Source organism: Pararhizobium qamdonense (assembly GCF_029277445.1).
GTDB lineage: Bacteria > Pseudomonadota > Alphaproteobacteria > Rhizobiales > Rhizobiaceae > Pararhizobium > Pararhizobium qamdonense.
In genome coordinates this window covers 498,346-520,314 of sequence record NZ_CP119567.1, presented here as the reverse complement: position 1 = coordinate 520,314, position 21,969 = coordinate 498,346, and the positions used below count along the sequence as shown (strand labels likewise).

The following is a 21,969-nucleotide window of genomic DNA, read 5'->3' as shown; positions in this document are numbered from 1 at the left end:
TCCAGCCGCAACATCAACGGGATCACGCCATGGCACGGTTCATTACCGAACGGCTTTTCAAAGCCGCTCTTATCCTCCTCTGTATCGCCATCCTCAACTTCTTCCTGATCCGGGCAGCACCCGGCGATCCGGCAACGATTATGGCTGGAGAGTCTGGAGCGGCGGATGAAGTTTTCCTGCAGCAATTGCGCGAGCGCTTCGGTCTCGACAAACCGCTCTACATGCAGCTTTTTGCCTATCTTTCTTCGGTGGTGAAATTCGACTTCGGTTATTCCTACCGGCAGCAGGTTCCCGTCCTCGACCTGATCATCGACCGGCTGCCGGCGACTTTGATGCTGTCGGTTGCAGCCTTCGTGATTTCGCTCGTACTCGGCATTGCGGCGGGTGCATTTGCCTCCGCGCGGCAGGGCCGCTGGTCGGATACGCTGATTTCGACAGTCGCCCTGCTGTTCTATGCAACGCCGCTCTTCTGGCTGGCATTGATGGCTGTCCTGCTGTTTTCGGTCCAGCTCGGATGGCTTCCTGGGTTCGGCTACGAGACGGTCGGCGCCGGCTATACCGGTGTCAGGCGCATGCTGGACATTTTGCAGCATCTCATCTTGCCGGCCTCGACGCTCGGGCTCTTTTTCATGGCGATCTATGCACGCATGACCCGGGCCTCGATGCTGGAGGTCAATACGATGGATTTTGTCAAGACTGCCAAAGCCAAGGGCCTTCGCCCGGCGGTGGTTCAGCGCCGCCATGTCCTTCGCAATGCGATCCTGCCGGTCGTGACGCTCGCTGGTCTCCAGGCCGGTCAGCTCGTCGGCGGCGCGGTCCTGATCGAAACCGTTTTTGCCTGGCCGGGCATCGGCCGCCTGATGTTCGATGCCCTATCGCAGCGCGATTACAATCTCCTGCTCGGCGTCTTCATCATGTCCGCCGCGATGGTGCTTCTCTTCAATCTGATCACAGACGTGCTCTATCGCATCGTCGATCCGAGAATCCGGGTGACATCATGAAGGAATTCTGGAAACGTTTCTCGTGCAACAAGGGCGCAGTGCTCGGCGTCGTCATTCTCGGCCTTGTGATCGTCCTGTCCGCCGCCGCTCCCTTTGTGTTTCCCAAATCGCCCTGGGCCATGGTGCAGCGTCCGTTCATCCCGCCGTTCACGATGGATGGATTTTGGCTTGGAACCGATCCGATGGGCCGTGATCTGGCCGCCGGCATTGCCCACGGCGCACGCGTCTCGCTGCTTGTCGGTCTCGTCTCGACGGCCGTCTCTCTCCTGATCGGCATTCCGATCGGTGCTGCCGCCGGTTATTTCGGCGGTTGGGTCGATGATATTCTCATGCGCTTCACCGAGTTTTTCCAGTCTGCTCCGAGTTTCACCCTCGCCGTGGTCCTGGTTGCGATATTCCAGCCGTCCATCGCATCGATCGTCATAGCCATCGCCCTTGTGTCCTGGCCGCCTGTGGCCCGCCTGTTGCGGGGGGAGGTCATGTCCTTGAAGTCCCGTGAGTTTGTCGAGGCTGCCGTTCTGTCCGGTCAGGGGCACTGGACGATCATCTGGCGCCAGATCCTGCCCAATACGCTCTCGCCGATCATCGTGCTCGCCTCGATGATGGTTGCGGCAGCGATCCTCATCGAGAGTTCCCTGTCCTTCCTTGGCCTCGGCGACCGCAATGTCATGTCCTGGGGCTACATCATCGGTGCGGGACGAACCGTCATCCGGCAAGCCTGGTGGGTGAGCTTCTTTCCCGGTGCTGCAATCCTGTTCACGGCTCTGGCACTCAACCTGATCGGGGAGGGGCTGAATGACGCCCTCAATCCGCGTCTGCACCGGCGTGGCAAATAGGAGGGATCGATGACCGGCTTTAACCACGAACCTATCATCCATCCCGAACACACCAAAAGCCGCCCCAACCCGGTGGTCTGCATCGAGCATCTCTCCATCGCGCTGCCGGCTGGAGCAGACCGTGCCTTTGCTGTCGAGCGGGTCAATTTCAAACTCTACCCGGGGGAAATACTCTGCGTCGTCGGCGAATCCGGTTCGGGCAAGTCGATGTCCGCCAACGCACTGATGGGGCTTTTGCCGGATACGGTGCGCGTCGCGCAAGGCCGGATCCTGCTGGAAGACGTGGATCTTTTGAAAGAGCCACCGGAAAAACTCTATGATCTACGCGGCAACCGCATCGCCATGATTTTCCAGGAGCCGATGTCGGCGCTAAACCCGCTCATGAAGGTTTCGGCTCAGATAGAAGAGGTCTTTGAAGCCCATAACAGGCTGACGCGCAGAGAGCGCCGGACAAAGGCATTGGAGCTTTTGACCGAGGTGGGCCTGCCTGATCCGGAGCGGGCGGCGCAATCCTATCCGTTCCAGCTCTCCGGCGGTCAGCGCCAACGCGTGATGATCGCGATGGCCCTGGCGCTCGAACCCCAGGTCCTGATCGCCGATGAACCCACAACTGCACTGGATGTGACGACGCAGGCGCAAATCCTGAAACTCATCGCCAGATTGCAGAAGGACCGCAATATGGCGGTCATGTTCATCACCCATGATTTTGGCGTGGTCGCCGAGATCGCCGATTATGTCACTGTCATGCAGCTTGGCCGCATCGTGGAAAGCGGCCCGGCCGAAAAGGTGCTGTATTCTCCCCGGCATCCCTATACGAAAAAGCTGATTGCCGCCATTCCGGCGCTGCAGTCAGGTGCCGAGACCACGGTGGCAATGCCGGCCGTTCTGACCGTCGAAGGCTTGAGCAAGACATATCACACGGGCGGCGGCTTGTTTAACAGGCAGCGCGATATTCACGCGGTGAAAGATGTGTCCTTCTCGCTCGGACGGGGCGAAACGCTTGGGATCGTCGGTGAATCCGGCTCCGGCAAATCCTCCGTTGGCCGTTGCCTCGTGCGCCTCCAGATGCCGTCGTCCGGGCGCGTCCTCTTGGGCGGCAAGGACATGGCACGGTTGGATGGCGCCGAATTGCGCGCCGTGCGCCGCCGCATCCAGATGATTTTTCAGGACCCGTATTCCTCGCTCAACCCACGCCAGAAAGTCGGCCGCATCATTGCCGACGGCCCCATTGCCTATGGCGAGAATGAGACGGAGGCGCTCAGGCGTGCGGCAGAGCTGATGGAGATGGTCGGCCTGGAGGCGAAAAGCATGAACCGTTTCCCGCACGAGTTTTCCGGTGGCCAGCGTCAGCGCATCGGTATCGCCAGGGCGCTGGCGCTCAAGCCTGAAATCATTGTTGCCGACGAAGCCGTCTCAGCGCTCGATGTGTCCATTCAGGCGCAGGTGCTTGATCTTTTGACGGCGCTGAAAAAGGAACTCGATCTTTCGCTTGTTTTCATCACCCATGACCTGCGCGTTGCCGCTCAGATCTGCGATCGCGTCATGGTCATGCGGCGAGGCGAGGTCGTCGAGACCGGTTCGGGTGCGGCCATTTTCGGAGCGCCGGAACATCCCTATACGCAGAGCCTGATTGCAGCGATCCCAGGGCGCGTGAGGGAAGGTGAGATCCTCATGATGCGGCAGTGAAAAGCACGTTGCGACCGCTGCCGGGGCTGCGATCCGCGCCTCGAACGAAGCTTTGAACTCAGTGCAAAAAAGGGAATGTGCATGTCGTCAAACCTCGCTACGGCCGAGCTCGTCATCCGGAATGCACGGATTTATACGCTCGACCCCAACAAGCCCTGGGTTGACGCTGTGGCGATCCGAAATGGTCAGTTCGTGGCAACGGGGTCTTTTGCCGAACTTGCGCCCCTGATTGACGACGCCACCCGGGTTCTCGATTTCGCCGGACGCATCGTGCTGCCTGGAATGATTGACGGTCATTGCCATGCGTTTGAAGGCGCACGCGCAGCCCTGTTCGAACTCGCCCTTTCCCCGCGCGACGATTTCGACCAGCTGATGGAACGCGTACGCGCCGCAGCGGCCGTTCTTCCAGAAGGGCAATGGCTGAAGGGTGGTGGCTGGGAAGGACGCAGGCTGCTGCCGGTCCTCTCGCACCCCGATGCCCTGAAGCGCTTCGATGAGGCAACGGGTGACTGCCCGGCTGTGCTTCGGGATATCAGCTGCCATACGCTTTTCGTCAATACCGCCGCGATGCGCGCCGCCGCGATCGATCGCAACACGAAAGTTCCAGATCATGGCGGCATCGTGCTCGACGATCGCGGCGAACCCGTTGGTCTCCTTCTGGAAACAGCGAGCGCATTGGTTTTCGAAGCCATGCCCGATTTGTCACAGGGTGAAATTGACATGGTCATCCGGCATGCCGGGGGCCTTTTCAATTCCTGCGGGATCACGGGGTTCGCCCATGCGGTAACATCGGCGCAGACCATGAAGGCGTTCAGCGATGCCGACAGGCGCGGCGAGCTGACGGTTCGGGTCGCGACATTCATCTCGACCGATAACCTCATCACCCCTGAACGGGATGGTATCGGACCTGCCGTGATCGAGCACCGGCACGACTATGCCTCGAACTATGTGAATGTCGATTTCGTGAAATATTTCATGGATGGTGTTCCGGGGTCGATCACCGCCGCATTCAAGGCTCCCTATGGGCCGGCGAATGGCGGAGCGCAGTCTATCGCACCGTTTTACAGCGTTGAGGAATTGCGCGATCTGATTTTGCCGCTGGATGCCCAGGGTATCCGTGTCAAGATTCACGCGATCGGCGATCTGGCCATTACATCCACGCTGGACGCGATAGAGCAGGTGCGTGCCGCCAATGGTTTTGACGGGCCGCAACATTCCATCGCGCACCTCGCCTATATCGATGACGAGGACATAAAGCGGCTATCGTCCTTGAACGTCTTGGCCGATATCTGCCCGCCCATGTGGTTTCCAAGTTCAATCTTGAGCGGAAATATTCAGCTTTTGGGCGAGGAGCGTGGCCATCGCTGCTGGCCCGTCGGAGATATCCTCCGATCGGGTGCAACTGTAACCATCGGTTCCGATTGGCCGGCGATCGTCCCATCTCCAAATCCGTGGCCCGGACTATCGGCGCTCATCACGCGGGAAGACCCCTGGCGTGGACATCCCGGTGTTTTCCGGCCCGAGCAGGCGATCAGCCTTGAAGAGGCTTTGCCGCTTTACACCATCAACGCGGCGCGCAGCATCGGCTTTGGAGACAGTGCCGGGTCTATCGAGACCGGCAAAGCTGCGGATTTCATCGTTCTTGATCGCGATATATTTTCGATCGATGCCAGGGATATCGCCGGGACCAAGGTGCTCACCACCTATTTTGCCGGTCAGCCGGTTTATCAGGCCGACTGAGTGGAGCGCCAGCTTTTACAGCGTGGCTGAGACGATGTCCGCACGCGATAACGATGCACCGGGAAATGCCGCATGACAAACAGGACGAGGACGGGAATGGAAAGCACTGATATCGTTGCTTTTGATAGGGTCAGCAAAACCTATGACGGCAAGAGCTGGGTTGTCGATAATCTGTCGCTGACCATCAAGACCGGTGAATTCCTGACGCTGCTGGGCCCCTCCGGTTCAGGAAAGACGACCACGCTGATGATGCTGGCGGGGTTTGAGACGCCGGAAGCGGGGCGCATTCTGGTCGATGGCAAGGACATCGTGCCGCTTGCGCCCTATAAGCGCGACATGGGCGTCATGTTTCAGAGCTATGCCCTTTTCCCGCATATGACGATTGCTGAGAATATCGCCTTTCCGCTGGTGGCGCGAAAAATGCCGGCTGGCGAGATCCAGATCCGTGTTGCCGAAGCGCTGGATCTGATCCAGCTTTCCCAGGTCGCGGATCGCAAACCAGCGCAGCTTTCGGGCGGGCAGCAGCAGCGCGTCGCACTCGCCCGCGCCCTGGTCTATCGGCCGCGCCTGGTCCTGATGGACGAGCCGCTGGGTGCGCTGGACAAATCCCTGCGGCTGAGCATGCAGCAGGAAATCAAGGCGCTGCACAGCCGCGTCGGCATCACCTTCGTTTACGTCACGCATGATCAGGACGAAGCGCTGACCATGGCAGACCGGATCGCCATTTTCGACAGGGGCAAGATCGCTCAGCTCGGCGCGCCGCTCGATCTCTACAACGAGCCCGCCGACAGTTTCGTCGCCGGTTTTCTGGGGCAGACGAACTTCATTCCGGCCAAGGTGAAAGCTGCAGCAGGCAACCGCGTCCTCCTGGATTTCTCCACCTGTCCCGGACAGGTCTGGGCCACGGTTCCCAAAGGCTGCCCGGCCGGCATCGGCACGGCGGTCACCGCCGCGATCCGGCCTGAAAATATCCGGTTGGCGAAAACAGCGAGCAACGGCCCGGACAATGCGGTGATCCAGGCGGTCGTCGCAGGCACGATCTTCCACGGCGATCATATCTCGGTGCGTCTCCTGACGGGAATGCAGGCCATCGATGTGAAAGCCAATCCCGCAGACTTTCCGCAACCACCGGCCAAGGGAGATATCCTCCACGTCCACATCGCTGCAGGGGCAGTCAGGGCGCTGGAGGCGATCTAGACGCCAGAAAAACAGATTACCGCACCTCAAAAGGTACCTTTCAAATAACGATAAAAGGGGATTTAAGCATGCGTAAGGTCAATCAATTCTTCCATTATTCCGCCGCCGTCGCCGGAGCAATCCTGTTGCTGTCCGGCACGGCCTCTGCCCGCGACCTGACGGTCGTCGGATGGGGCGGCGCCTTGCAGGAGCAACTGCGCCTCAATTTTTTCGATCCCTACAGCAAGGCGATCGGCAAGCCGGTTCTCGAAGACAGCTGGGATGGCGGCATCGGCATCCTTCGCACGAAAACCGCCAATGGCGATGGCGGCTGGGATGTGGTGCAGGTCGAATCCGAGGAGTTGGAACTTGGATGTCAGGAAGGCCTGTTCCTGAAGCTGGACGTGGCCGCGATCGCCAATCCCGATGATTTCCTTCCCGGCAATGTCCACGAATGCGGTATCGGGGCAGGATCCTACAATTTCGTTTTGGGCTTCGACAAGAAAGACGGCAATGCAGCACCCGGCGGCTGGGCCGATTTTTTCGACCTGCAAAAATTCCCCGGCAAACGTGCTTTGCGCCAGGGCCCGAAGGGCAATCTGGAAATCGCGCTGATGGCGGATGGCGTAGCGCCAGCCGATGTCTATTCTCTGCTCGCGACCCCGGAAGGCGTGGACCGGGCCTTCAAGACGCTCGACAGCATCAAAGCCAATTTGGTGTTCTGGAAAACCGGCTCGCAGCCTGCGCAGATGATGGCGGCAGGCGACGTCGCCATGTCGTCGTCCTACCATAGCGGCCTGGTAAACGCGATCCGAAAGGACAAGCTGCCCTTTGGAATCGTCTGGAACCAATCGCTGACGACAACGGACAGCTGGGTGATCCTGACAACGACGCCGAACACGCAAGAGGCTTATGGCCTGTTGAAATTCATGACCAATCCGGATGCGCAGGCAAGGCTCAGTTCCTTCCAGCCGATCGGCGTCAGCATGAAATCCGCAATCGATAAGGTCGATCCCGAAACCGCGCCGTATCTGCCCACCTTCCCGGACAATGCGAAAAACGTCATGACGCTCAATGCGTCCTTCTGGATCGATCATATCGACACGCTGACGGAGCGCTGGACGGCCTGGGCCGGACAGTAATCGGATAGTCACGCAGAGATCGGGGAGATTTGACAATGGGCAGTGTGATCACGGATAGCAACGCCAATATCCGCCGGCGGGCGCAGCTCAAGGCTTACGCCCTGATCGCACCGCTCGCGCTGCTCTTGCTCCTCACCTTTGCCATACCGCTCGGCTTCATTCTCACCCGGTCTGTGTCCGATCCGGAACTGGTGGAAACCCTGCCGAATTTGAGCGGAGCGCTTGCTGCCTGGGATGGTAAAAGCGCTCCGCCGTCCTCGCTGCTGGATGCGGCGCGCGCAGACCTCGATCAAGTGGAGCCGCAGAAACTTGCGGCTGTGGCCCGCAGGCTCTCCTATGAGGGCTCAGGTTTTCGAAGCCTGCTGACCAGTACCAAGCGAAAGCTGAAGACAGATCCGGCCACCGCCTTCAACGATCCACTCTGGCAGAACCGCGAAACCTGGCAGGCCATGAAGCGCGCCGTCGGGCCGGTGACGGATTACTTTCTGCTGGCTGCCATCGACAAGAAACGCGATTATCAGACAGGAGTTCAGGACAGTTTCAACCGCAGCCTTTACACCGGCATCATGGCCCGGACCTTCGTCATGGCCATCGTCGTCACCGTGGTTTGCCTTTTCCTGGCCTTTCCGCTCTGCTCTTACCTTGCGCGGCAATATGACCGGTTGCGCAATATCCTCTTGCTGTTCGTGCTCCTGCCTTTCTGGACGGCGGCACTGGTGCGCAACACCGCATGGATGATCATTCTTCAGGACAGGGGCGCGATCAATCAGGTTCTGCTGTCGCTCGGCATCATCGAAACCCCGCTCTCGCTGATGTACAATCGCGGCGCGGTGATCGTCGCCATGGCGCATGTCATGCTGCCTTTCATGATCTTTCCGCTGCTGGCATCGATGCGCTCCGTCGATCAACGGCTGCTGATGGCGGCGTCGTCGCTGGGGGCCGGACCTGCCATGACATTTTTGAAAGTCTATCTGCCGCAGATCATGCCCGGCGTGATGGCCGGAAGCCTGATGGTGTTTATCGTCACGCTCGGGTTCTACATCACCCCCGCTTTGCTCGGCGGACCGGCCGACCAGATGATCAGTTACTATATCGCACAGTTCACCACCGCTACGCAGAACTGGGGCATGGCGGCGGCGCTCAGCGTCATTTTGCTCATTGCCACCGGACTGCTCTATCTGCTCCAGACAAGCCTCAGCCGCCGCTTTCAGGGAGGTGCCCGATGATCAAGTCCAGGAAAAAAACGCCGCTGATTGATCGTCTTAACGCCATGTTCGGCTGGCTGGTGCTGGTTTTTCTGGCAGCGCCCATTGTCCTCGTGCTGGTGCTGTCGTTCAGTCAGGATAAATACATCACCGTTCTGGTAAGCGGCTGGACGCTGGATTGGTACGCGGAGTTCATCAACTCTCCCCGCTGGATGGCGGCCCTGACAAACAGCCTCATCGTCGGCGTCGCATCGACAGTCCTGTCCGTCATTCTCGGCAGTGCCGCCGCCATCGGGCTTTCCCAGCCCGGACTTGCCTGCCGCAGGCTGATCGAATTCCTGCTGGTCGCGCCAATGATCCTGCCTGCCGTGGTGATCGGCGTCGGCATCTATTTCGTCTTTGCAAGGATGGGGCTGACGGGAACAATGACCGGGCTGATCCTCGCCCACACGACACTTGCAGTGCCGTTCGTCGTCGTGTCCACTGGTGCCGCACTCGCCTCCTTCGACCGGCGGCTGCTTCAGGCTGCCGCAAGTCTTGGTGCAACCCCGGCAATGACGTTCCGCAGGATCACGCTTCCGGTCATCGCGCCCGGCATGATGTCCGGCGGCCTCTTTGCCTTTGCCACGTCGCTGGATGAGGTGGTGGTCACACTGTTCGTTGCGGGGCCCGGTCAGCGCACCCTGCCGCGTGAAATGTTCACGATGATCCGCGAACAGATGACCCCGGCCATTCTGGCGGCCGCCGGCGTTCTCATGCTGCTGGCAACGCTGTTCATGATCCTGTCACTGGCAGTGTCGCCAAAGTCCAAGGGGTGACAGATGAGCTGTCCTGACACCCCGTCATTCTGCCGATGTTTTCACCGGCGGCATTGGTCCATCAACGCTGCAGGAGCACGCGCTGCTTGACATGCGCTTCCCATGTTGCCGCAGCCTGTGTTGCGGCCTGCTTGTTGTGAAATGCAAAAGTGTGGTGGCCGGTTGCGCGGCTTGCGGGGCTGAAGGGCACCGCATCATACTCCGTCCCTTCGTTGATCCCCACGGATTGAAGGACCGCTTTGATCTCGTGCACAAAGCGTCCGGTAATGGCAAAATCAACGTTCATGAAATTTCCTTTTCGGTGCATGCCAAGCCGCTGGGCCTGTCATAGATGTGGAGTGTCTGCGGTGCTTCCCGGCCCAGCATTGCAGCCCTTTGACGGGAGACCAGGTCTTCAGTCGCTCGCGCGCTTCTTCGGATCTGCAGGCTTGACGGTGACTGGCTTGTCTGGCGCTGGAACGTCTTCCTGCTTCAGCTCGGCTTCAGTCTTAGGGCGAAATTTGATCATGTTTCTGGTCTTTCGGGGCTTGGCTCCGGAAGGTCGGGAGCTGGTGTTTTCGTCATGAAAACCAAGTTGAAACGCGCTGTCCGGCTAGAAATACGCACTGGAAAACGCGATATAGGCGCAGAGAACCAAAGACAAAGTCAGCGTCCAGCGAATGAAGAAAAGCACATATTGAAACTGGTAAATGGAATCGAAGAGTGATTTCATCGCCGGACTCCCGTGATAAATCGGATATTCGATCCTTTAGCACAGAAAACCGGATTTATGTTTTAATTATTCGAGCACACAGGAATTGTAATTCTTGGCAGCGGGAGCATTGAATGCTGGCACTCCCAAATGGAGAGTGCTATTCATCCCGCAGGGGAAACGCCATCCGGCTGCGCCCAAAAGGAATATAGACATGGCTGATACCAATTTTCGTCCGCTGTACGACCGCGTCGTCGTGCGCCGTATCGAAGCCGAAGCAAAGACCAAGGGCGGCATTATCATTCCGGATACCGCCAAGGAAAAGCCGCAGGAAGGCGAGATCGTCGCCGTTGGCACCGGCACCCGTGACGAGGCCGGCAAGATCATCGCGCTCGACGTCAAGGCCGGCGACCGCATCCTGTTCGGCAAGTGGTCGGGCACCGAAGTCAAGCTCAACGGCGAAGACCTTCTGATCATGAAGGAAGCCGACATCATGGGTGTTATCGGCTGATCTCAGCCTCGCCCATCCATTTCCCTTTCATGAAGACCATTGGGCGATGCGCCCGGGAGTTCTTTCTATGGCTGCCAAACAAATCAAATTCGGCCGTGACGCGCGCGAAAAGCTGCTGCGCGGCGTCGATATTCTTGCGGACGCCGTCAAGGTCACGCTCGGCCCCAAGGGCCGCAACGTCATCATCGATAAATCCTATGGCGCGCCGCGCATCACCAAGGATGGTGTAACGGTCGCCAAGGAAATCGAGATCGAAGACAAGTTCGAAAACATGGGCGCGCAGATGGTGCGCGAAGTGGCCTCGAAAACCAATGACATCGCCGGCGACGGCACGACGACGGCGACCGTGCTCGCCCAGGCCATCGTTCGCGAAGGCACCAAGGCGGTTGCTGCCGGCATGAACCCGATGGACCTGAAGCGCGGCATCGATCTGGCCGTAACGGAAGTGGTCAAGGGGCTGGTGGCCAAGGCCAAGAAGATCAGCACGTCCGAGGAAGTGGCCCAGGTCGGCACGATCTCCGCCAATGGCGAAACCGAAATCGGCCAATATATTGCCGATGCCATGCAGAAGGTCGGCAATGAAGGCGTCATCACGGTTGAAGAGGCCAAGACTGCCGAAACCGAGCTGGAAGTCGTCGAAGGCATGCAGTTCGACCGCGGCTATCTCAGCCCGTATTTCGTGACCAATCCTGAAAAGATGGTGGCTGAACTCGAAGATGCCTATGTCTTGCTGCATGAAAAGAAGCTTTCCAATTTGCAGGCACTTTTGCCTGTGCTGGAAGCCGTCGTGCAGACCGGCAAGCCGTTGCTGATCATCTCGGAAGATGTCGAAGGCGAAGCGCTTGCGACGCTCGTCGTCAACAAGCTGCGTGGCGGCCTGAAGATTGCTGCCGTCAAGGCTCCGGGCTTCGGCGATCGCCGCAAGGCCATGCTGGAGGACATCGCGGTTTTGACCGCAGGTCAGGTCGTGTCCGAGGATATCGGCATCAAGCTGGAAAATGTCACGCTCGACATGCTCGGCCGCGTCAAGAAGGTCACCATTACCAAGGAAAATACAATCCTGGTCGATGGGGCAGGCCAGAAGGCCGAGATCGATGGCCGCGTGGCGCAGATCAGGGCACAGATCGAGGAAACCACATCCGACTATGACAAGGAAAAGCTGCAGGAACGGCTTGCCAAGCTTTCCGGCGGTGTTGCCGTCATCCGTGTCGGCGGTGCGACCGAGATCGAAGTGAAGGAAAAGAAGGACCGTATCGACGACGCGCTGAACGCTACGCGCGCTGCGGTCGAAGAGGGCATCGTGCCCGGCGGCGGTACAGCACTCCTGCGCGCCTCGATCGTTCTCGATCTCAAGGGCGAAAATGACGATCAGACCGCCGGCATCAATATCGTGCGCAAGGCACTTCAGTCGCTGGTTCGCCAGATCGCTGAAAACGCGGGTGACGAAGGTTCGATCATCGTCGGCAAGATCCTTGAAAGCGACACCGACAACTACGGCTATAATGCCCAGACCGGCGAATTCGGCGATATGATCACCATGGGTATCGTCGATCCGGTCAAGGTTGTCCGCACAGCCCTGCAGAACGCGGCTTCGGTTGCTTCTCTCCTGATCACCACGGAAGCCATGATTGCCGAACTGCCGAAGAAAGAATCGGCTGGCGGCGGCATGCCTGACATGGGCGGCATGATGTAACGCATTTTCGTTTCGAAAATGCCTGCAGCAGAAATCAGGAGGGGTCCGGCAACCGGGCCCCTCTTTGTGACTCCTTGGTTATGTCCGTGGCGACACGGCGAGGATCCCAATCCTCTATAGACGCATCAGATTTCTGGCCTTGAGTTGCGTGGCGGTCGCTTCAATTTCCGCATCGGTGCGCTCACTGCTCCAACCCCGCGCCTTCGCGATAACGGGGGCGATGGCATGGAGATCCCGTCGTGTCAGGGAGCCGGTGACGGCAAGGGTGGTGCGGCGCATCACGACATCAGCCAGATGTTCGACACACTCATGGCGCACGATATAGTCGATTTCCGCCAGGCCATAGTCATGCGAATCCGGCAGCCGGTCGGCATCGCTCCAGTCGCTTTGGTGCTGTGCAACCTGAAGCGCCCGCGTGCCGTAACGGGTCAAAAGCGTGTCGATCCGCGGCAGATCGATTGCGCAAGAGGCCGATGCCTGCGCCAGCCATTGCGACCTCGCTTTTGCATCCGCTGGAAAATCCCTGCCGCCACCGATCGGCATCGAGCGGGTGCTGACGGCGCGGGTGCGGCCGAGCCGCTTCAGCACTGTATCGGCAACTTCCTCCGCAAAGCCCCGGAAGGTGGTCCATTTGCCGCCGATCAGCGATATGATCGCGAACGGCCGTGTTTGATCCGGCTCGGTCACCGGCGCCGAGTGGTCGCGGCTGATGAGGCCGGCGATCGACGCGTCAGAGGCGGGCAGGGGGCGTATGCCGCTATAGGCATAGACGATCTGGTCGCGATCGACTTTGACGCCCGGCATCAGCGCACGCACACTCGCCAGGAAATACTCGACTTCATCCTGCTCGCAGCGAACCGTATCGGGATTGTCAGCCTTGGTATCGGTCGATCCGACAAGCGCGCGGCCGAGATAGTCGAACACCAGGCAGATGCGGCCATCATCGGCCTCGAAATAGACCATGCGGCCGGCGAGATGACGCACCAGTTCGTCGTTCTTCAGAAGAATATGCGATCCCTTGGTGCCGCCGATCATTTTGGAGGGCGCACCGAGTGCAGCATTCACATCGTCGATCCATGGGCCCGCGCCGTTGACGACCAGTTTCGGCCGCACCGAAAGTGTACCGTGCTTTTCGGTCCGGAACGTCAGGATACCATTGGAGGCCGAGATCAGCGTGGCGTAATTGGCCGCCGCAGATGGTGTGCTGGCCGTCAGCCCATCGCCAATCAACTCAAGAACGAGCCGCTCGGGATGGCTGATTTTGGCGTCGTAATAGGTTCCTGCGGCCACGATCGATTTGGTCAGGACCGGCATTTCCCGCAGCGCGCGGTTGCGCCCAACCAGCCGGTGGCGCGGCATGACACGGTCGCGCGAGCCGTAGAAATCGTAGAGGGCCAAACCGATCTTGACGAGAACAGCGCCACGGCTGCGCGGTGCGCTGGTCGAGCCGAACAATGTGCGCAAGGCGGCACTTATGCCGTTGAACCAGGAAAAGATCGGGATCAGCGTCGGCAGCGGGCTGACATAGTGGGGGGCGTTCTTCAAAAGCAGGTTACGCTCGAGCGTCGATTGCGCAACAAGGCCGAATTCACCAGTCTCCAGATATTTCAGACCGCCATGGATCAGCCGCGACGGTGCGGCACTGGTGCCGGAGCCGAAATCCCCCTTGTCCACGATCAGGCATTTCAGCCCCTGCGCGCAAAGATCGCGAAACAGGCCGGCGCCATTGATCCCGGCGCCAAAAATAACGACATCAAAATCCGCGTCTTCGCCGAGCGCGGTGAGGCGATCGGCCGGGTATGGTGATGTTTCGCTTTGCAACTGGGTCATGCTGAGGCTGTCCTGACGACGCGCAGGCGGACGCCCGCCTGTTCAAGTTTTTGCGCTTGCGCGTCGCTGATCCCGTCGGTCACCAGCACGGTGTCGAACGCGGTGAGTTCATCCAGCGCATGCAGAGCGACATTGTTGAACTTGGAGTGATCGACGAGCAGGATGCGCTGGTTGGACGCCGCCATCATCGCCTGCTTGACGCGCACCACCTGCGGGTCTTGAATATAGGTGGTCGTGCCGGTGATGGCGGAAACCGAGCAGAAGAGGACATTGGCGCGCAGCCGCGACACGGCATTTTCGCAGACGATGCCGATATAGGCATTGTATGTCCGGTGATACTGGCCGCCAAGACAGATGAAATCGATATCATCGGCTGTTGTCAGCAAGGCCGCAGCCGACAGGCTGTTGCTGATCACGGTCAGCGGCTTGATGTCCTGCAAAAGCGGAGCGATGGCGCAGGTCGTGGTGGAATCATCGAGCATGATGACCTGGCCGGCTTCGATATAGTCGAGAGCCGCGCGCGCCAGCGCTGCCTTTTCGGCAGTCCCAACTGTCATGCGGTAACGGAAGGCGCTTTCATAGACGCCGGATGGCTGCGCGGTGACCGCGCCATGCAGCTTGCGCAGGACGCCCTGTTGCGCCAGATGGTCGATATGGCGATGAATGGTCATGCGCGACACGCCGAAATGCTCGGCCAGATCGTCGAGCCGCACCTGGCCGAGCTTGATGACATAGTTGGCAATTTCTTCGCGCCGTTCGTCTGCCTTGATCACGCGCCGTCTCCCCCGGTTGTTTGGGCCAGTTGCTCGATATCCGGCCAGACCGGCTTCAGTGTTTCAGCAATCCGGCAATAGAGCGAGAAGCGGCGATCAAATTCTGCGCTGCGGGAAGGGTCGGGCAGGTATTTTCTTCCGGTCGCAGCGAGGTCGCGCGGGTCGTCTTGAACCGAGGCGTAAAGGCCGACGGCTGCACCGGCGCACAGGGCCGCACCGAATGCCGCTGCCTCGTCGGTCGCTGTCACCATCACCGGCATTCCCAGAATATCGGCAAACATCTGCGCAAAGGCCGGGTTGCGCGATGCGCCGCCGGTCAGGCGGGCCTCGTTGATGGCAAAGCCGTCGCGCAGCGCATCGATATGGGTGCGATGATTGAAGGCGATACCTTCCAAAACAGCTTTCAGCATATCGCCGCGATCGTGCCAGCCATGCAGCCCCAGGAAACTGCCGCTGGCACTATTTCCGTGCGGTGAGCCGAAGAGGTAGGGATGGAAGAGGATGGTCGATGGTCTTTGCAGGGCGGCGTCGATCTCATGCGCCAAAGTCTGATGGATCGACGCGCCGCTTTCAATCGCAGCGTCCTGGTCTTTCCGGCACAGCGTATCGAGGAACCAGTCGTAATTGGCAGCGGAGGCCGGTGAAATCGCCATGTTGTTCCAGCGCCCGGCGTCAATCGCATTGCGGCAGAACCAGCGGGGATCGACACGCACATCGGTGGAGACCACCTGGTTGATCGAATAGGTGCCCGCCACGATGCTGATCACCCCATCCGCATGGCCGCCGATCCCGAGTGCAGAAGCGGTGACGTCATGCAGGCCGAAGGCAACGGGCGTGCCGGCGGAAAGTCCAGTCAAAGCTGCGGCATCAGCAGTCACAGTTCCTGCGACTTCGGCGGAATGGGCCATGGGCGGCAGAGCGTCGAACACATCCTCAAGGCCAAACAGGCGCATGGCGTCCGCAGAAAAAGTTTGGGTGTGAACGTCAGTAAAAGACGTGCTGGCTTCCGTCCGATCCGTTCCGATCGCGCCGGTGAGGCAAAAGCGCAACCAGTCCTTACAGCCGAGCAGATGCCGGATGCGCCGGTACCGCTCCGGCTCGTGCTGCTTAATCCAGGCGAGCAGGGCCGAGGGCGCGGAAACGTGCGGGATCTGGCCGGTCAGCGCCAGCGCTTCGGTGAACAGAGTGCCGCCGGACCACGCATCGATGATGCCACCGGCGCGGCTATCGAGCGACAAGATCCCCGGCCCCAGGGGCTGTTCTTCATCATCGAGAAGATAGAGCCCGTCGCCATGCGCCGTCGCGGCAACGGCCTTGATGTCGGATGGCGGCCTGCCGCTCAGCGCGATCGCTTCCCGGATCGCTTCGGCCGTTGCCTGCCAAAGTCCCGCCATATCGCGTTCGACAAAGCGCGCCTGTGGCATGGATTGCGGAACGCGGCGCCGGGCGACCGAAAGCTGCGTGCCGTCCCTATCAAAGATGACAGCCTTCGTCACAGTCAGGCCGTTGTCGATCCCCAGCAGGCTCGCCATAATGTTCCTCGTCGTTGGGCGCCGATAGGCCGATTCATCACACAGTACGACGCCATTCTTGATTTGGTATCGTATTTGAGTGTGAAATTAACGTCAAGGACTGTTATATTTTCGCGGAAATTTTTAAATAGGGCTATAGGCCCAGTGCCGGATATGGAAGTAAGCCTACCGGAACGCTGCCGACAAACTCCGAACAAGATTGTCTTTCGAGTGCGATACGCCACTTTCCGTCATCCTCGCCCTCGTGGCAGGGATGCGGCGACCCGGCGTCTGCCGGGTCAAAAGACTTTTACAGCTCAAAGACTTGAGCGTCCTTGAAGCCTGTGACAAGCACAGGAATGACGCCAACCTGGCAATCGCGTAATTGTCCAAAAGACCGGCGAAATGCCGGGAAAATCACTTCGTCAGAAAATTGAGGGCGCCCGGAGGCGCCCTCAGCTGTTGTTACTCGGAGAGTGTGAACGGCGCTGTGTACTTGTCGACATTGTCCTTGGTGATCAGCAGGCAATCGAACAGCTGCTTTTCGGTTGCAGCACCGGTCTTGCCCGTCTTGATGAAGGAATCGGCCTGCTTGACGGCTTCGGCCGAAAAGACAGCAACCGGCTGAAGCACGGTATATTCCAGTTCGCCCGCCTTGATGGCAGCCACGGCATCCGGGGAGCCATCGAAGCCGCCGACCTTGACGTTGGCCAGCTTGCCGGCTTCCTTCAGTGCGGCAATCGCGCCCAGCGCCATTTCGTCATTGCCGCTGATCAGGCCGATAACGTCAGGGTTGGCCTGGAGCAGGCTCTGCATCTTGTCATGGCCCTGTGTACGATCCCAGTTGGCAACCTGCGAGCCGACCTTTTCGAGATCAGGATACTGGCTGAGCACCGTCTCGTAACCGTTCGAGCGGGTTGCCGCATTGTTGTCGGAGGGCGCGCCGAAGAGCTCGACATATTTACCCTTTTCGCCGATGCTCTGGACCCACTGCTGGGCACCGAGGGCTGCACCCTGCGCGTTGTTGGAAACGAGCTGTGCCTTGGCAAGGCCTTCCTGGTTGATCTCGGCATTGACGAGGAAAACCGGGATGTTGGCGGCAATCGCCTTCTTCACCGCGCCGATCGAGCCGTCGGCATTGGCCGGATCGAGAATGATCGCCACCGATTTGTTGGTGATCGCTGTGTCGATCAGGTTGCTCTCGGTGTTGGTGTCGCCCTTGGACGCGCCAACCGTTGCGGTGTAGCCGAGTTCCTTGGCCTTTGCAGCGGCGACTTCGCCCTCCGTGAACCAGTAGGGGTTCGACGGGTCGTTGACGATGATCGAAATCAGGCCTTCGGCCGATGCCGCCGTCGTCGACAGCGCCATGACCGGTGCAGCCAGGATGAAGCTGGCCAGCAGCATTCTCTTTGTCAGTTTCAACATGTTACTCTCTCCCTTTATGGTTGGTCTGTGCCAGTTAGCTGGCGGTCTTCCCGTGAGTGGCATTGGCGGTCTGGCCGTTGCCGGTCGATTGCAGAGAAGCGGAAGGGCCGTCGGTCTCGGTGGTCTTCTTGACGCGGCGGCGATACTGAACGGCATTGAGCAGCACGGCGAGCACGATGACCGCGCCGGTGAAGACTGTCTGCCAGTAGGAGGAAATACCGATGATCACCAGGCCATCGGACAGGAAGCCGATGACGAAGGCACCGAGCAGCGTTCCGCGAATATTGCCGCGGCCGCCGGTCAATGCAGCGCCCCCGATCACCACGGCGGCGATGGCCGTCAGCTCGTAGGAGGTGCCGGCCGTCGGGCCGGCGGAGGTCAGCTGCGAGGACAGGATGAGGCCGGCGATGGCGGCGCAGATACCCGACAGCATATAGACTGCCACCTGAACCTTCTTGACCGGCACGCCGCTGAGTTCAGCGGCCCGTTCATTGCCACCGGTCGAATAAAGCCAGCGGCCGAAGGCTGAGCGATTGAGCACCACGCTGCCGATCAGCGCGAGCACGACGAGAACGACGACGCCGATCGGAATACCGGCAAGACGATTAAAGCCAAGCCAGTCAAATCCGGTATTGCCCAACTCGGCCTTGCCGCCAAGATTATTGTAGGTCAGGCCATTGGTCATCAACAGCGCAAAACCGCGCGCCACATACATGACACCAAGCGTCGCGACGAAAGCCGGCACCTTGAAGCGCGCGATCAGGATGCCGTTGATCAACCCGACAAAAGCACCGAGCGCGCAGACAAGCACCACGACGACCCAGACAGGCGGGTAGAGCACCACACCCAGCGCATTGAGCGTCACCCCTTGCATCAGAAATCCCGCAACGACGCCCGCGAGGCCAAGCGTGGAGCCAACCGACAGGTCGATGCCGCCGTTGAGGATAACAAGCAGCATGCCGATCGCCAGGATCCCGTAGATCGCCACATGCGACGACATGATCAGGAAGTTGCTGACCGAGAAATAATAGGGCGACAGGAACGAGAAGACGGCGATGATGGCGATCAGCGCGAAAAACGCCCGCCCTTCAAGCAGCATCCTGCCCAGGTCGAAGCCATCGCGGAAAAGACCTGAGCGCGGTGGGGTAGTGACTGAACTGGCCATAGTCAGGGCTCCATTAAACTCGGTAATCAGACATGCACGGCTTCGCCCGAGGCGGCCATGATCTCTTCTTTTGAAACATCTGCGCCGAACTGCGCTGAAATCTTGCCGCGCCGCATCACCACGATCCGGTGCGCAATGCTGAGGCATTCGGCAACTTCGGAGGTGGAAAAGACGACGGCGAGGCCCTTGGCTGCCCGTTCGCTCAGCAAGCGGAACACCTCGGCCTTCGCGCCGATATCAATACCGCGGCTTGGCTCGTCGAGAAGGATGACGCGCGGATTGGTCGCCAGCATCTTGCCGATGACGACTTTCTGCTGGTTTCCGCCCGATAACGAGCCGATCGCGGCCCGTCCGCCGTCGGTCTTGATGTGAACCTTGCCGATTGCGTCCTCGACAACAGCCTGTTCGCCGGAGCGCGACATCAGCATGCGCTTGGTGAAGCTTGCGATGCTGGCGAGCGACAGGTTCTGGCCGACCGACATGGTCTGCACCAGGCCATCCCGCTGGCGATCTTCCGGGACGAGGACAAGGCCCCTGTCAATGCGCTGTGCAATGCTCAGGCGCGAAACGTCGTCGCCTTCGACGATCACCCGGCCGCCACTCAGCGGCATCCGTCCGGCAACGGCTTCTAGCAGTTCTGTGCGTCCGGCCCCCATCAGACCGTAGATGCAGACGATCTCGCCGGCCTTGACGTCGAGCGACAGGCGATCGACCACCGAATAGCCGGAGCCCGAAGCATCGGTGACGCTGACATTCTCGATCGACAGGGCGGTCTCGCCGAATGTGTAGCCCGTGGGCGGTGAGCCCAGATCGAAATTCTCGCCGACCATGTTGCGGACGATCCATTCGAGATCGATGTCCTTGGCTTCGGCATTGGCGGTCATGGCGCCGTCGCGCAGCACGACGGCGTAGTCGGTGATCTGCAGCGCCTCTTCCAGGTGATGGGATATATAGACGATCGAGACGCCGCGGCTCGTCAGGTCCCGAATCACCTTGAACAGCACTTCGACTTCGGTTGCGCTCAGCGCCGATGTCGGCTCGTCCATGATCAGAATGCGGGAATCGACCGAGAGCGCACGCGCGATCTCGACGATCTGCTGCTGACCCAGCCGCAGATCCTCGACAAGCGTCATCGGGTCGATGTCTTCCTCAAGATCGGCCATCAGCGCCCGCGCCTGCCGCGCCTCTTCGGCAAAATCGACACCGGTTGGCGTGCGGATTTCGCGGCCCATGAAGATATTGTCGCGAACGCTGAGATTGGGCGCGAGGCTCAGTTCCTGGTGGATGATCGAGATGCCGCAGTCACGGGCATCGGAGGCGGAGGAAAAATGAACGACTTCGCCATCCAGCACGATGTCGCCCGACGTCGGCGTTACCACGCCGGAGAGGATCTTCATCAGCGTCGATTTGCCGGCGCCGTTTTCTCCGAACAGGGTCGTAACCTTGCCGCGATGGATGTCGAAGTTGACGCCCTTCAGCGCATGGACATTACCATAGGACTTGGCAATGTTGCGTGCGGACAGGACGGCGTCGTCGGACGCTGGAGCTGGTGCGGGTACAGGCTTCATTGCACGTCCAGCCTTACCGGGGTGATCAGCCAGTTCTTCGGATTGATCAGTTTGAACGCACCGATCAGCGACACCGTCTTGCCGGTCAGCTGACTGGTGTCGATTTGCGCCAGAACATCCTTCTTCAGCTGATTGTTGAGGGCGGAGCCCGCATCCTGATATTGGATCTGGTTGATGAACTGGCCAAACGCGATGGTGCCGGTGGCGTCGCGCAGTTCCGTGCCATTGATGGCTGGCCCGGTCTGGACACGCACGCGTACCGTATCGGGAATGCCGTCGACCTTCACATCGTAGATGCCCGATTTCGCTTCGCCGAAAACGCCCGTCAGCTTGACCGACATGACAGCGCCGGTTCCTGCGGAAACGCCATAGGTCTTTTCGGCGGCCGGCCGGTCTTGCGCGATCGCGTTGGCCAGCGTCACGGCATCGACCGCGCGCTCTTCAACGCCCGCTTTCACTTTCGGAAATTCAGTCGCGCCATAGTCGGCTGCGGAAAACACCCCGGCCTTCACGTCATCGCTGGAGCCAATTTTGATGATTTTGGTATCGAACGCCATGGCGGCAAGGACGATCAGCACGGCAGCCGAGGCCACGATCCGGCCGGTGTTGGACTGCTTGCGTCCGCGCTTTGCGGTATATGACTGTGAACTCATATCGTGGCGACCTGTACTTGGTGTTGAATCGATAGCGGGCGGTCCGCCTGGTGCAGCGTGTGGCGGCTGCAAAACCGGATGGGGAAGGCGCGAGCGCAAGCCGCGCCAAATGCCGGACGAGCGGCATGATGATGCGGTTTGCGTGGCCTGATAGCCATGATCTGCATGATGTACTCCTCCTTTCCTCCTGCGTGCGGCGATATCCCCCCACCCACGCAATTCATTCCGGTGTCATCTCATCCGCAAAGTGCGGGTGTCATCTCTGTTGGCTCAATCATGTGATACGTTTCCATCCATGTCAACGCTAACAGCGTTAAGATAAAGATGGAACATGATACATTTGCGTGTTCTTCACCGGAAAACACGGTGCTGTCCCAAACTTGAAACATAGCAATCGGTCATCAAACCATTGATAATGCCGAGCTGCATCGCAGTTTTCCGCTGAATTTCCGTAAGCGTTGGACAGCGCCGACGCCAGTTTGGCCATTACATCCTTCGAAATTACGGGTGTGATAATCAAGCGATCCCGTGTGATCTTGTTGACT

Annotated in this window: 18 protein-coding genes; 10 read left to right on the top strand and 8 right to left on the bottom strand. The window is 59.6% G+C overall.

The annotated features are described in order from the left end of the window. The first annotated feature begins 29 nt into the window (after positions 1–29). The 8 genes from PYR65_RS23650 (at position 30) to PYR65_RS23615 (ending at position 9,604) form a co-directional block, all read left to right on the top strand. Positions 30–1,001 (top strand): ABC transporter permease, encoded by a 972-nt coding sequence (locus PYR65_RS23650; RefSeq protein ID WP_060637274.1) that lies wholly within the window; start codon positions 30–32, stop codon positions 999–1,001. Further along, a complete protein-coding gene (locus tag PYR65_RS23645) occupies positions 998–1,837 on the top strand; it encodes an ABC transporter permease (RefSeq protein WP_276121189.1) in 840 nt (279 codons plus the stop codon). Before PYR65_RS23650 ends, PYR65_RS23645 begins: the two co-directional genes overlap by 4 nt. Positions 1,838–1,846: 9 nt before the next feature. Continuing rightward, positions 1,847–3,523, top strand: coding sequence for an ABC transporter ATP-binding protein (locus PYR65_RS23640; protein ID WP_276121188.1), 1,677 nt, complete (start codon positions 1,847–1,849; stop codon positions 3,521–3,523). A gap of 81 nt (positions 3,524–3,604) precedes the next feature. Continuing rightward, entirely contained in the window at positions 3,605–5,263 is a 1,659-nt protein-coding gene (locus PYR65_RS23635) for an amidohydrolase (protein WP_276121186.1), read from the top strand. A 96-nt stretch (positions 5,264–5,359) separates the two neighbouring features. Continuing rightward, positions 5,360–6,460 (top strand): ABC transporter ATP-binding protein, encoded by a 1,101-nt coding sequence (locus PYR65_RS23630; RefSeq protein WP_276121185.1) that lies wholly within the window; start codon positions 5,360–5,362, stop codon positions 6,458–6,460. A 68-nt stretch (positions 6,461–6,528) separates the two neighbouring features. After that, on the top strand, positions 6,529–7,581 hold the full coding sequence (locus tag PYR65_RS23625; protein ID WP_276121184.1) for an ABC transporter substrate-binding protein: 1,053 nt from the start codon (positions 6,529–6,531) through the stop codon (positions 7,579–7,581). Between the two features lie 35 nt (positions 7,582–7,616). Next, a complete protein-coding gene (locus tag PYR65_RS23620; RefSeq protein ID WP_276121181.1) occupies positions 7,617–8,807 on the top strand; it encodes an ABC transporter permease in 1,191 nt (396 codons plus the stop codon). Next, a complete protein-coding gene (locus PYR65_RS23615; protein WP_276121180.1) occupies positions 8,804–9,604 on the top strand; it encodes an ABC transporter permease in 801 nt (266 codons plus the stop codon). The genes PYR65_RS23620 and PYR65_RS23615 overlap by 4 nt, the downstream gene beginning before the upstream one ends. Before the next feature lie 61 nt (positions 9,605–9,665). Here PYR65_RS23615 and PYR65_RS23610 read toward each other — a convergent pair whose 3' ends face one another. After that, a complete protein-coding gene (locus PYR65_RS23610) occupies positions 9,666–9,890 on the bottom strand; it encodes a hypothetical protein (RefSeq protein WP_276121178.1) in 225 nt (74 codons plus the stop codon). A 619-nt stretch (positions 9,891–10,509) separates the two neighbouring features. On the opposite strand from PYR65_RS23610, the gene groES reads away from it, so the two are divergent. Beyond that, positions 10,510–10,806 carry a co-chaperone GroES gene (gene groES, locus PYR65_RS23605; protein ID WP_276121177.1) on the top strand — a complete coding sequence of 99 codons (297 nt, stop codon included), beginning with the start codon at positions 10,510–10,512 and terminating at the stop codon, positions 10,804–10,806. Positions 10,807–10,873: 67 nt separating this feature from the next. Next, positions 10,874–12,499, top strand: a complete 1,626-nt coding sequence (gene groL / locus PYR65_RS23600) for a chaperonin GroEL (protein WP_276121176.1) — start codon at positions 10,874–10,876, stop codon at positions 12,497–12,499. Between the two features lie 114 nt (positions 12,500–12,613). Here the strand turns inward: groL and PYR65_RS23595 are convergent, their stop codons facing one another. The 7 genes from PYR65_RS23595 to PYR65_RS23565 all read right to left on the bottom strand — a co-directional run bounded on the left by PYR65_RS23595 (position 12,614) and on the right by PYR65_RS23565 (position 21,424). Then, positions 12,614–14,329: a glycerol-3-phosphate dehydrogenase/oxidase gene (locus PYR65_RS23595; RefSeq protein ID WP_276121175.1), complete on the bottom strand. Its 1,716-nt coding sequence runs from the start codon at positions 14,327–14,329 to the stop codon at positions 12,614–12,616. After that, the gene (locus tag PYR65_RS23590; RefSeq protein WP_276121173.1) at positions 14,326–15,102 is read right to left on the bottom strand and encodes a DeoR/GlpR family DNA-binding transcription regulator; all 777 of its coding nucleotides are present in this window, start codon (positions 15,100–15,102) and stop codon (positions 14,326–14,328) included. The genes PYR65_RS23595 and PYR65_RS23590 overlap by 4 nt, the downstream gene beginning before the upstream one ends. After that, positions 15,099–16,634, bottom strand: coding sequence for an FGGY-family carbohydrate kinase (locus tag PYR65_RS23585; protein WP_276121172.1), 1,536 nt, complete (start codon positions 16,632–16,634; stop codon positions 15,099–15,101). The genes PYR65_RS23590 and PYR65_RS23585 overlap by 4 nt, the downstream gene beginning before the upstream one ends. Positions 16,635–17,078: 444 nt before the next feature. Beyond that, positions 17,079–18,038 (bottom strand): D-ribose ABC transporter substrate-binding protein, encoded by a 960-nt coding sequence (locus PYR65_RS23580; RefSeq protein WP_060637262.1) that lies wholly within the window; start codon positions 18,036–18,038, stop codon positions 17,079–17,081. Between the two features lie 34 nt (positions 18,039–18,072). Next, positions 18,073–19,203, bottom strand: coding sequence for an ABC transporter permease (locus PYR65_RS23575; RefSeq protein WP_276121171.1), 1,131 nt, complete (start codon positions 19,201–19,203; stop codon positions 18,073–18,075). A gap of 26 nt (positions 19,204–19,229) precedes the next feature. Next, a complete protein-coding gene (locus PYR65_RS23570) occupies positions 19,230–20,771 on the bottom strand; it encodes a sugar ABC transporter ATP-binding protein (protein WP_276121170.1) in 1,542 nt (513 codons plus the stop codon). Next, on the bottom strand, positions 20,768–21,424 hold the full coding sequence (locus tag PYR65_RS23565) for a DUF2291 family protein (RefSeq protein WP_276121169.1): 657 nt from the start codon (positions 21,422–21,424) through the stop codon (positions 20,768–20,770). The genes PYR65_RS23570 and PYR65_RS23565 overlap by 4 nt, the downstream gene beginning before the upstream one ends. Positions 21,425–21,969 lie beyond the last annotated feature (545 nt).

Bases quoted from the DNA above. Each gene is read 5' to 3' on its own strand.
- PYR65_RS23650 (WP_060637274.1), top strand. From the start codon at position 30: ATGGCACGGTTCATTACCGAACGGCTTTTCAAAGCCGCTCTTATCCTC.
- PYR65_RS23645 (WP_276121189.1), top strand. From the start codon at position 998: ATGAAGGAATTCTGGAAACGTTTCTCGTGCAACAAGGGCGCAGTGCTC.
- PYR65_RS23640 (WP_276121188.1), top strand. From the start codon at position 1,847: ATGACCGGCTTTAACCACGAACCTATCATCCATCCCGAACACACCAAA.
- PYR65_RS23635 (WP_276121186.1), top strand. From the start codon at position 3,605: ATGTCGTCAAACCTCGCTACGGCCGAGCTCGTCATCCGGAATGCACGG.
- PYR65_RS23630 (WP_276121185.1), top strand. From the start codon at position 5,360: ATGGAAAGCACTGATATCGTTGCTTTTGATAGGGTCAGCAAAACCTAT.
- PYR65_RS23625 (WP_276121184.1), top strand. From the start codon at position 6,529: ATGCGTAAGGTCAATCAATTCTTCCATTATTCCGCCGCCGTCGCCGGA.
- PYR65_RS23620 (WP_276121181.1), top strand. From the start codon at position 7,617: ATGGGCAGTGTGATCACGGATAGCAACGCCAATATCCGCCGGCGGGCG.
- PYR65_RS23615 (WP_276121180.1), top strand. From the start codon at position 8,804: ATGATCAAGTCCAGGAAAAAAACGCCGCTGATTGATCGTCTTAACGCC.
- PYR65_RS23610 (WP_276121178.1), bottom strand. From the start codon at position 9,890: ATGAACGTTGATTTTGCCATTACCGGACGCTTTGTGCACGAGATCAAA.
- groES (WP_276121177.1), top strand. From the start codon at position 10,510: ATGGCTGATACCAATTTTCGTCCGCTGTACGACCGCGTCGTCGTGCGC.
- groL (WP_276121176.1), top strand. From the start codon at position 10,874: ATGGCTGCCAAACAAATCAAATTCGGCCGTGACGCGCGCGAAAAGCTG.
- PYR65_RS23595 (WP_276121175.1), bottom strand. From the start codon at position 14,329: ATGACCCAGTTGCAAAGCGAAACATCACCATACCCGGCCGATCGCCTC.
- PYR65_RS23585 (WP_276121172.1), bottom strand. From the start codon at position 16,634: ATGGCGAGCCTGCTGGGGATCGACAACGGCCTGACTGTGACGAAGGCT.
- PYR65_RS23580 (WP_060637262.1), bottom strand. From the start codon at position 18,038: ATGTTGAAACTGACAAAGAGAATGCTGCTGGCCAGCTTCATCCTGGCT.
- PYR65_RS23575 (WP_276121171.1), bottom strand. From the start codon at position 19,203: ATGGCCAGTTCAGTCACTACCCCACCGCGCTCAGGTCTTTTCCGCGAT.
- PYR65_RS23570 (WP_276121170.1), bottom strand. From the start codon at position 20,771: ATGAAGCCTGTACCCGCACCAGCTCCAGCGTCCGACGACGCCGTCCTG.
- PYR65_RS23565 (WP_276121169.1), bottom strand. From the start codon at position 21,424: ATGAGTTCACAGTCATATACCGCAAAGCGCGGACGCAAGCAGTCCAAC.